Annotated in this window: 9 protein-coding genes; 4 read left to right on the top strand and 5 right to left on the bottom strand. The window is 69.3% G+C overall.

Translation table 11 applies throughout. The features are described from left to right. From ACY34I_RS39505 to ACY34I_RS39495, 3 genes are all read right to left on the bottom strand, one after another. On the bottom strand, window positions 1-224 hold a 224-nt coding region (locus tag ACY34I_RS39505; protein ID WP_462760521.1), incomplete at its 3' end, for a helix-turn-helix domain-containing protein. Window positions 225-540: 316 nt separating this feature from the next. Then, on the bottom strand, window positions 541-702 hold the full coding sequence (locus ACY34I_RS39500) for a hypothetical protein (protein ID WP_462760519.1): 162 nt from the start codon (window positions 700-702) through the stop codon (window positions 541-543). A gap of 777 nt (window positions 703-1,479) precedes the next feature. Further along, a complete protein-coding gene (locus ACY34I_RS39495; protein WP_462760517.1) occupies window positions 1,480-2,940 on the bottom strand; it encodes a choice-of-anchor M domain-containing protein in 1,461 nt (486 codons plus the stop codon). 252 nt (window positions 2,941-3,192) lie between these two features. Between ACY34I_RS39495 and ACY34I_RS39490 the strand changes: the two genes are divergently transcribed. The 3 genes from ACY34I_RS39490 (at window position 3,193) to ACY34I_RS39480 (ending at window position 5,105) form a co-directional block, all read left to right on the top strand. Further along, on the top strand, window positions 3,193-3,846 hold the full coding sequence (locus ACY34I_RS39490; RefSeq protein ID WP_462760515.1) for a choice-of-anchor M domain-containing protein: 654 nt from the start codon (window positions 3,193-3,195) through the stop codon (window positions 3,844-3,846). A gap of 47 nt (window positions 3,847-3,893) precedes the next feature. Further along, a complete protein-coding gene (locus ACY34I_RS39485) occupies window positions 3,894-4,541 on the top strand; it encodes a choice-of-anchor M domain-containing protein (protein WP_462760513.1) in 648 nt (215 codons plus the stop codon). A gap of 189 nt (window positions 4,542-4,730) precedes the next feature. Beyond that, window positions 4,731-5,105 carry an FAD-dependent oxidoreductase gene (locus ACY34I_RS39480; RefSeq protein ID WP_462760511.1) on the top strand — a complete coding sequence of 125 codons (375 nt, stop codon included), beginning with the start codon at window positions 4,731-4,733 and terminating at the stop codon, window positions 5,103-5,105. A gap of 131 nt (window positions 5,106-5,236) precedes the next feature. Here the strand turns inward: ACY34I_RS39480 and ACY34I_RS39475 are convergent, their stop codons facing one another. Beyond that, the gene (locus tag ACY34I_RS39475) at window positions 5,237-5,989 is read right to left on the bottom strand and encodes a TIGR03943 family putative permease subunit (protein ID WP_462760509.1); all 753 of its coding nucleotides are present in this window, start codon (window positions 5,987-5,989) and stop codon (window positions 5,237-5,239) included. Then, complete coding sequence (locus ACY34I_RS39470; RefSeq protein WP_462760523.1) at window positions 5,986-7,035, bottom strand: permease; 1,050 nt, start codon at window positions 7,033-7,035, stop codon at window positions 5,986-5,988. Before ACY34I_RS39470 ends, ACY34I_RS39475 begins: the two co-directional genes overlap by 4 nt. A gap of 861 nt (window positions 7,036-7,896) precedes the next feature. Between ACY34I_RS39470 and ACY34I_RS39465 the strand changes: the two genes are divergently transcribed. Beyond that, the gene (locus ACY34I_RS39465; RefSeq protein WP_462760507.1) at window positions 7,897-8,502 is read left to right on the top strand and encodes a hypothetical protein; all 606 of its coding nucleotides are present in this window, start codon (window positions 7,897-7,899) and stop codon (window positions 8,500-8,502) included. Window positions 8,503-8,844 lie beyond the last annotated feature (342 nt).

Below are 8,844 nucleotides of genomic sequence, written 5' to 3'. Positions count from 1 at the left end.
GAGGACTCCTGCCCTGCGGAACCGGAGACCCGCACGTACAGGCCTTCCAACCGAAGACGCCCGCCGCCGCTGGAGACCTTCATCGCCTCGACATCAATCGAGGAAAACCGCCGCTCACGGCCCACCCACGTCACTGGAATCTTCCCCGAATCAGCCCACAGGCGAAGCGTCACAGGGTGAACACCAAGACGCTTCGCGGCCTTCGCAAGCCGAAGAAGTTCCACACGATCATCCTACGATCAATGAGGATCCCTAATCAAACTAGTCAGCCTCCCACCCGGCGGGGCAGAGCAGGTGTCCGTGCGTGGAGGTGCCCATGCATGGCTGCATCCCATGGGCGAGTCCGACCAGGTCCCCCGACGCTCCGGCCGGCGGTGGCCCCGCCGGGACTTGCGGTGATGCCGGCGGCTGCCGTCAGCGCAGCGAGGATGGCGAGTATTCGGTGCCGCAGCGGCCGGTGACGTGGTTGGGCGTCGTCGTGACCACTGCTACGTGCATGGTTCGGGGTTCCGTGTCATTGGGGCAGAGGTTGGGAGCGAGTCAGTGGGTGGCGCATGCGCCGGAGGCGAACCGGACGGTCGTGGTCAGGACCAGCTCTCCGCCGGCGCGGGCCAGGACCCGGCTGGCGTCGGCGAGCACGGCGGGAAGCCGCTCGGTCGGAATCCGTTCCCGCAGGGCACGGCGCCATGCGAGCAGGCCCACGTTATCCACTGCTCGATGTCGCCGACCTGGCTGCGCAAGGTTGCCTCCTCGACCATGACCCGGCGGTAGCCGGCGGTTTCCCACATCGCGGCGGTTGACTCCGGCGTGGCGACGAGGCCCTCCCCGATCTCCATCGGCGACTGATGTTCTCCGTCGGGCAGGTGCTGCGCCAGAGCGCGCACTGTGTCGGTGAACCGGGGGTCGTGGGCGGCGAACGTGGTGAATCCGACCCGTCCGCCGGGGCGGAGCAGACGACGACGCGCGCAACGTCCTCAAGGGGCGCGGAAGCAGGAACATCACGAGGCCCGCGAGCACCGCGTCCCAGGCCGGTCTCGGGCAGCGGTGGGACCTCGGCGTCGGCGACCTCCACCTGCATCCGCCTGAGGCCGGCAGTTGTGGCCTCGGCTCGGGTGAACTCGACCATTTGCGGAGCCACTTCGACGCCGTCACACTGCCTGTCGGCCAGACGGCCTCCGCCGCCGGGAGCAGGATGGTGCCGCGTCCGCGGCCCACGTCGAGCACGTGCTGCCCGGGGCGCAGGTCGGCTCGGCGTACCAGCTCACGTCCCATCGTCCCGAAGACGCCGCGCCGCTTCGGTAGCAGGTCGCGCGCCGCGGTCGAACACCCCCGCCGTCGCGGCCTTCATCCGTCTCGCCGTCGGTGGTGGAGTGCCTCAGGTCTCCTCGTATGGTTGTCGGCTTCGCTTTCGGAAGCCGGCATTGCGCCGTCTCGGCGGCCGCGACCTTCGGCCAAGCCGCCGAGACCGGCGCAATGGATCTAGATGGCGGTCAGGGTCAACGTCGCGGTGTACTGCCCCGCGCCGGTTTCGGTGGGCAGTTCCAGGCTCAGCCCGGCACCGAGCCGGGCCGTGCCCCGTCCGGCACCGGCCCTTGCGGAGCCGAGCACGCTGCTGGCGGCCAGACCGTTGCCGGAGGCGAAGCCGGGCTCGACCACCGGGCCCGCCAGCACACCCTGGCCGTCCGCCTGTGCCAGCACGGAGGGCGCCCAGCCGAGGTACTTGCCGCCCACCCGGGCGGTCCGGGAGGTGAAGTCGCTCAACTGGCCGGTGACATTCCAGCCGGGCTCGCCCGGTCGGGTGTCGGTCACCGTGACCGGACGCAGGTCACCGTTGCTCTGCCACCGGTCACCGGCCGAGGACAACACGGCCACCGGCAGCGTCACCGTCCGGTTGTCGGGGTCCACGCTGACGACCAACGCCCCCTGCGTTCCGTCGATGGTGACCGTGATCGTCTGCGACGGCCCTGGCGCGCCGGTGTCGTCGACGTTCAGCGTCACCGGTGCGCTCTCCGCCACGACCTCACCGTCGCGGTACAGCCGGACCAGGTACTGGCAGTCGTCCAGCTGGGCGGTGGCGGTAAACGAGTACGCCGCCGACGCCTCGCCTGGTACCACGGTGAACTCCTGGGCACCTGGGCACCTGCTGAACCAGCGGTAGCGGTTCAGGTCGCTGGCCGGGGTCTGGACCGCGGTCAGCGTCACCGTCGCGCCGGGAGCGTACGCCGGCTGCAGGCCCTGGATTGACAGTTGCACCTGCGGGTCGGGATCCGGCAGGTCACCCACCACGAACCGGTACGCCACCAGGCCGGTGGACACCTGCCGCCCGTCGGTGAGCGTGGCGTCGGCGCGGAACGTCAACGTGTAGCTTCCCAGCGCCCCGAACACCCAGTTGGCGTGGGCGTGCGTGCCGACCGGCACGTCGATCGCATCCGGCAGCCCGTCGTCGCTGCGGAACTTGATCAGCGGCTGCCCGACCGGGTCGGTCATGAACACCGAGACGCGGCCCGGTCCGGAGACGTCCACCAGGCTCAGGCTGACCTTCTCCCCCCGGAACGCCCCGGACGGCAATCTGGTGGTGTTCCACCCCGGCCACAACAGGTTCGGATCCTGTGTCATCGGCAGCAGCCACACCGTCGAGCCCGCGGGCCCGAGAAACGCGTACTCCGGCAGGTCCGGCACCTCGACCGCAGCTTGCGGCAGTACCTGGAACACCACGTCCCCCGTTTCCCGGCTGACCGACGGCTGGACGGTGTCGTCGTGCACCTTCAACACCAGCCGGCCGTTCTCATAGTGCACATCGACCGCATCGACGTGACCTGCGGACAGCACCACGCTCTCCTCGGCCGAAGCGGGGCCGGAGACACCCGCCACTAGGCCACCGACGAGTGCGATGACTATGCCAGCGGCAGCGGCGAGACTCCTCGGTCGTCTCGTCCTCATTCCCCTCCCTCCAAGTTTCTGAAATGAAAACCGATGTCAGATTCGGGGGAAGCTAGCACGACCCCTACCGCACTGTCGAGGGCGCCGGACCGGCGCCATGTGACCTCGTCACTCCACATAGGTCTCCGCGAGGGGCCAGCCCCCATGACGCCGCGCCGTGTCGCTGACCGGCCAATGCCATTGACAGTCAGATGAAAACGGTTATCGTTTCGTCTCGACCGCGACGGGGCGTCGCGGGTGAGGAGGAGTTGCATGCGAGCCAGAATGTCGGCACTGACCGCCGTCACGGCGGCGATGACCACCGGCGCACTGGCCTGGGCCGTACCCGCCCAGGCCAGTACCGTGATGCTGTCCCAGGGGCACGTCGACGCGGTTGACGTCGCCTTCGAGAACGGCGCACTCGAGATCTCGGTCCACGACGAGACCGTCGTCCCAGACGTGGAGCGCGACCCGGCCGACGTGGTGTTCGTCGTCAAGCCTGAGGCGGCCATGACCGTGCCGGACGACCCGAGGTACGCGTTCCTCGGCGCTCCCGGCGCCACCGTCCACATCCTCCCCGAGGTCCAGGACGAGAACCTGCTGTGGCCCGGCCTGGCCACCGAGGAACTGGAGGCAGGCGTCTTCAGCGCCGACAGCATCAACATCAGGGTCACCCGGGTGCTCGGCCCGGACGGGTTCAGCCTGTTCACCACCGACCCGGTCGGCGCGCCGAACGTGCTCGTCGACAGCGAAGATGGCCTGCCCGACGCGATCACCAGACCGGTCGGCAGCCACCTGCACGCCAACTGGGCGTTCGAGAAGCCGGGCACCTACCGCATCAGGGTCGAAGCAACCGGGATCCTGGCCGCCACCGGCAACCGCGTGACCTCAGAACCGGCGTGGCTCACCTTCCAGGTCCAGTGCTGACCCGTAACCCCAGCCCGGCTTGCGGCCGGTAGAACGGAGAACAATTCATGAGGCTCACGAAGCGGCTGCTGGCGGTCACCGCCGCAGTCACCGCCACCGTCATCGGCTTGGCCGCCGCGCCGGCGTCCGCCGCCACCATCGAGACCGGCCACCTCGACGTCCTCGACGTCGACTACGCCAACGGGGCGCTCACCCTCGACATCCGAACGTACAGCCCTGCCAACGACGACCTGTCACCGGCGGGCACGACCCTGCGGCTCCCGTCGAGCTCTGCCATCACGGTGCCCAGTGGATCCGCCTGGAACTGCCTCGGCGCGGCCGGCTCCACCGTCTATGTCGCCCCGCAAGCCGAGAACACCAACCTGCTGTGGGCCGGCTGGAACACTGAGGACGTGCCCGCGGACCAGGGATCGATCAAGATGGAACTGGTCAGCGTCTCCTCCGTCCCCGCCGGCGGCCGATTCACCCTCTACACCACCAATGCCTTCGGCACCCCCACCTACCGGCTCAACTCCAACACCGCCACCGGCTGCCCGATCTCCACCTGGCCCGGCAACATCAGCGCCGGCACGCACGCACACGGCAACTGGGCGTTCTCGGCACTGGGCACCTACACCCTGACGTTTAAGGCCACCACGCAGGGCGGCTCCGGGGTCGCCAGCCCCACCGTCAGCTACACCATCCAGGTCGGCTGACACCGTAACCATTCCCGCGGCCCCCGACCGTCCGTCAGGACCCGGTCGGGGGCCGTGGGCAACCTGACGGTCTGACGCTGTCGACGGCGATCCTGTCCAGCTGGTTCGGCGATGCCATGGCGGTGCTGACTCCGCGTCTTCCACTGCCCGTTCTGCGACGGCCGGGAAGCCCGCGGCAAGAGCATCGCCGTGCCCGGCCGCGAACCCGGCCAGGTCATGCTCGCCGACCGGTACACCGACGACGACGTCGCCGCCACCCACGGCCCGCACCAGCTACCCGAGCCGATCCTGGACCGGCAGGTCGACTTCCACCGGGCGCCCACCCGCCAGCACGCACCCCTGGCTGCCCAGCTCGGCGCCGAACTGCTGCCCGACGGCTACGTGCGTGTCGACGAGTTCGCCCAGACCACCGTGCCCGGCGTGTCCGCCGCCGGCGACCTCGCCCGCCTGCCCTACCCGACGGGCTCACCCTCGCCAGGCCGGGCCACCGCCGACGGCGTACGCTCCGCCGTCTGGCTCGAACAGGGCCTGTTCCGCGCCGGCCTACCCGTCCCGCTTCGCTGACGGCGACCACTGGCCGCTCCCACCCCGAAAGTTCCTCAACGCGGATGCCGGCCCCGTCGCAGCCGTCGACCCGGCGGGGCGTCCTCGGGCTCAACCTGTGGCTCGAACGCCCCGCTGGCCTCCGGCACGCCCTACTCGTACGGGTTCTTGGGTGGCGCGATCTTCTGCCAGGTGCCCACCTCCAGGTACGGGATGTCGGATCCGTTAATCGGGTCCTTGGCGGTCTGCGGAACCCACCGGCCGGTCGCCTGAACCCAGCTATCGGCGGGCAGACGGGGCACATCGCCGCTGAGGCCGATCTTGACGGGCATGCCGTCGGCGGCACAGCAACTGAGGATGATGCGGGCGAGCATGGGTTGGCCGTCCGCGCCGGGAGCGATGAAGCCGGTCAGTTGGACCTGTCGGTCGCGCAGCGTCTTGCCCTCGCCGTAGAGGGCGCGGGAGCCGTAGTCGAGGAGGGTGAGCTTGACCGGGTCGCCCAACGGCAGGGGCGGGAAGGGGCTGTCCTGGCCCGGCGTTCCCTCGGTCTCCTGCCGGCTGCTGGTCAGGGCGGAGCCGGCGCGAGCGGCGGTGTCGGCGCCAAGGGCCGACGGCGCGACGAAGAGCAAGGCAAGAGTCGGCAGCAGTAGCAGCCAACCCGCCGCCAGCCCGGAGTGGTCGTGCCCGTGCCCGTCGTCGGCGGCGGAGTGGGCATCCGCCTGGTGCGGGCCACGGAACTCCTGCACTAGGGCCACCACGGCGGCGATGATCAGCAGGATCGCGGCGGCGATGAGGAACGGCTGTAGTCCCTGTTTGACGTAGCGTAGATAAACGTCGGTGACGCTGGCGCGCAGGATCGCACCACCGAAGAACACCATCACCACCGCCTGAGCGCCCCGGTTCACCAGATCACCATCCCCACTGCTGCCGCGACCAGCACGGCCAAGACGAAGGTCGCCGGCGCGAACCGGACGGCGAACCGCCGCCCGAACATGCCGGCCTGCATGGACACGAGCTTCAGATCGACCATCGGACCGACCACGAGGAACGCCAGACGAGCGGTCAGGGAGAACTGCGACAACGACGCGGCGACGAACGCGTCCGCCTCCGAGCAGATCGACAGCAGCACTGCCAGCGCCGCCAGCGCCAGCACCGACAGCACCGGCCGGGCCGCCAGGTCGTGCAGGAACTGCTGCGGAACCGCCACGTTGATAGTGGCCGCGGCCATCGCGCCGAAGACGAGGAACCCCCCGGCGTGAATGATGTCGTGCCGGCAGGCCGCCCAGAACGCTGCCATCCGGGGCAGCCCATCGAGGTGCGCCCGATGCGGCAGGCGAATCCACTCGGTGCGGCCCAGCCGCAGCCACAACCATCCGATCAGCACCGCCACCACAAGGCTCGCCCCGCCACGGGCGGCGACCATCTCCGGGTTACGCGGGAACGCCACGGCGGTCGCGGTCAGCACAATCGGGTTGATCGCCGGCGCGGCCAGCAGGAACGCCAACGCGGCGGCGGGCGTGACCCCGCGGCGGATCAACGATCCCGCGATCGGCACCGACCCGCACTCACAGCCGGGCAGCACGACCCCGGCCGCGCCGGCAACCGGCACGGCGAGCGCCGGATGCCGGGGCAGGGCCCGGGCCCAGAACGAGCGCGGCACGAACACCGCGATGACTGCCGACAGGACCACCCCGAAGACGAGGAACGGCACCGCCTGCACCATCACCGACACGAACACCGTCAACCAGGTCTGCAATCGCGGGTCCGCCACCAGCGCGCCGATCTGCCGGTACAGGACGCCGACGAGAATGAGGAGCACGCACAGCACTTCGACAGAGCCGACCGCCCGATCGCGTTTCGGCGGCGTGGGCTTCGAATCCGTCCCCGCTGGCGGGTGCGAGTGCTGCTCGCCGGGCGGCGCGGCAGGGGGCGCGGAATCAGTCGTGCTCAGGGCGATCACCTTCTCCGGGTGTCCAACGCAGGCATGCTGGAGTGATCAGAACGTGAGGCAGGGTCCGTGGCGGCGAAGGCCACCACCCCTGCGTCGGCCTGGGCCGCCAGGGTCCGCATGCCTGCGGGGATGACTGACTCACGCACGGACTCCTCCGACGACAACCACCCAGCGGCGGGCGAACGAGGAGCATCATCCGGCTATTGAAATCGACTGTCACTACGTCTCCGCCGGTCGTGATCAGTCTGTGACAAGACACCAGCCCACCCTGGGTCTGATGCAGCACGCGGCCGCTGCCGCAACCCCCACGGCGTCCGCTAAAGGAAATCGGTTGCCAACTTGAGCAGACTCGCCGGGTTCAGCGGCCACTTTCCCCGCCGTCATCCAGGCCCGCGGTGGCGAAATCGCCGGCGATCCGCCCCAGCCGGACGTGATCGGCATCAGACATCGGCCCAGCCCGCGAGCGCTTCCAGATCCGGTTTCCATCCGAACCGGCACACCCATGAGCGCTGTGGGCCGTTGAGCCCCCGGACCGGCCGAACCGTCGGGGCTGAGCCCGAGCACCAGCAGTCGGCATACGAGGCCCCGGCCACCGGCCACTATGGCGACAGACTGAGGATCAAGGCAACGCGCCTGATCGCCCGACTGATGCGCGTCCTGCCCGCCTCCTTGCCGGGCGTCTTTCGTATCGACGGATGAAACTTCGTGTTCTCTGAGCAGAACTATCGACTGGGCGTGGTGAAAGGACATACGCTCCGAGCCAAACAACCATCGATGCGGGGGATGCCCATGTCCCGTCGAACCGGAAGACCGTCCTACCTCCTGGCCTCACCTGCCCGGCAACAGCGATCCACGACAAGGATGGGCGCGGGCGCTGCCGCGGCGGCGTTGGCTCTGGGCCTGGTCGGCGGACTGATCGGGTTCGCCGTGGGGCAGCCGAGCCCGACCGAAGCAGGCATCGCACAGATGCGCGAAGCCAACGCCAAGCGTGACGTCCAGCAGATCATCGAACTCACCGAGATGGCCCGAAAGACAGCCGACCAGCTCTCGCCGATCCTTCTCGCCATCAAGCAGGACACGGACGCCGGACGGACGCCCGAGGCGTCTCAGGTCCACCAATGGCAGCAGACCATGCGCCAGCTAACCGAACAGTTCGACGATCCACCGTCGGGCACCACCGCAACCAACGTAGCCCGTGGTGGCCTCAGAAGCGCGGTGGATCAGGGCACCATCGCGGTCGACTCTGTCTCCCTCGCCGTAACCAGCCCCGCCCCCGTACGCAAGAACCAGTTGGCGCTGGCGGCGCGGCAAGCGGCCCTCGCGTCGATCACCTGGTCGATTGCCGCGGCCCAGCTTGACCAGATCAATATCGACGCCGGCCGGGGCCACCAACACGTCTACCTAGACGCTGGCGATGCAGAAGGTGCTTTCACGCCAGATGGCGCCGCCGAAGGCTCCGACGGCTGAAACCGACCGCCGTCCTGATCATCGCCGGGCAGCGGTCAAGGAAGGCGTGGAAACCGCCGGGTCTACCGTCCGGCAGCAGGTCGGGGTACCAACCGAGCAGCCGGTTGCCGGCATACTGCGGGCATGGCTGACGGGCTCCACGGACCGAATGTCGTCCGCGCTGGGGAGTCTCCCCTGCTTCTCGTTCGCGTCAGCGGCGGTGAGGCCGTGCACCTCGCACGCCGGCACCAGCCACCGGAGCCGGGCCGTGGTGCCGTACCCGACCACTTTCTCGACCCCTCCAACAGCGAGCGGGACTCAATCCAGCGCCGATACGACTTCGCGGCGCTGCGGGATCCGGTG

Source organism: Micromonospora sp. RTBAU3-60, from assembly GCF_054963695.1.
The sequence above is the reverse complement of the archived record's forward strand: the minus strand, read 5'-3'. Positions and strand labels throughout refer to the sequence as shown.

Bases quoted from the DNA above. Each gene is read 5' to 3' on its own strand.
- ACY34I_RS39495 (WP_462760517.1), bottom strand. From the start codon at position 2,940: ATGAGGACGAGACGACCGAGGAGTCTCGCCGCTGCCGCTGGCATAGTC.
- ACY34I_RS39490 (WP_462760515.1), top strand. From the start codon at position 3,193: ATGCGAGCCAGAATGTCGGCACTGACCGCCGTCACGGCGGCGATGACC.
- ACY34I_RS39485 (WP_462760513.1), top strand. From the start codon at position 3,894: ATGAGGCTCACGAAGCGGCTGCTGGCGGTCACCGCCGCAGTCACCGCC.
- ACY34I_RS39465 (WP_462760507.1), top strand. From the start codon at position 7,897: ATGGGCGCGGGCGCTGCCGCGGCGGCGTTGGCTCTGGGCCTGGTCGGC.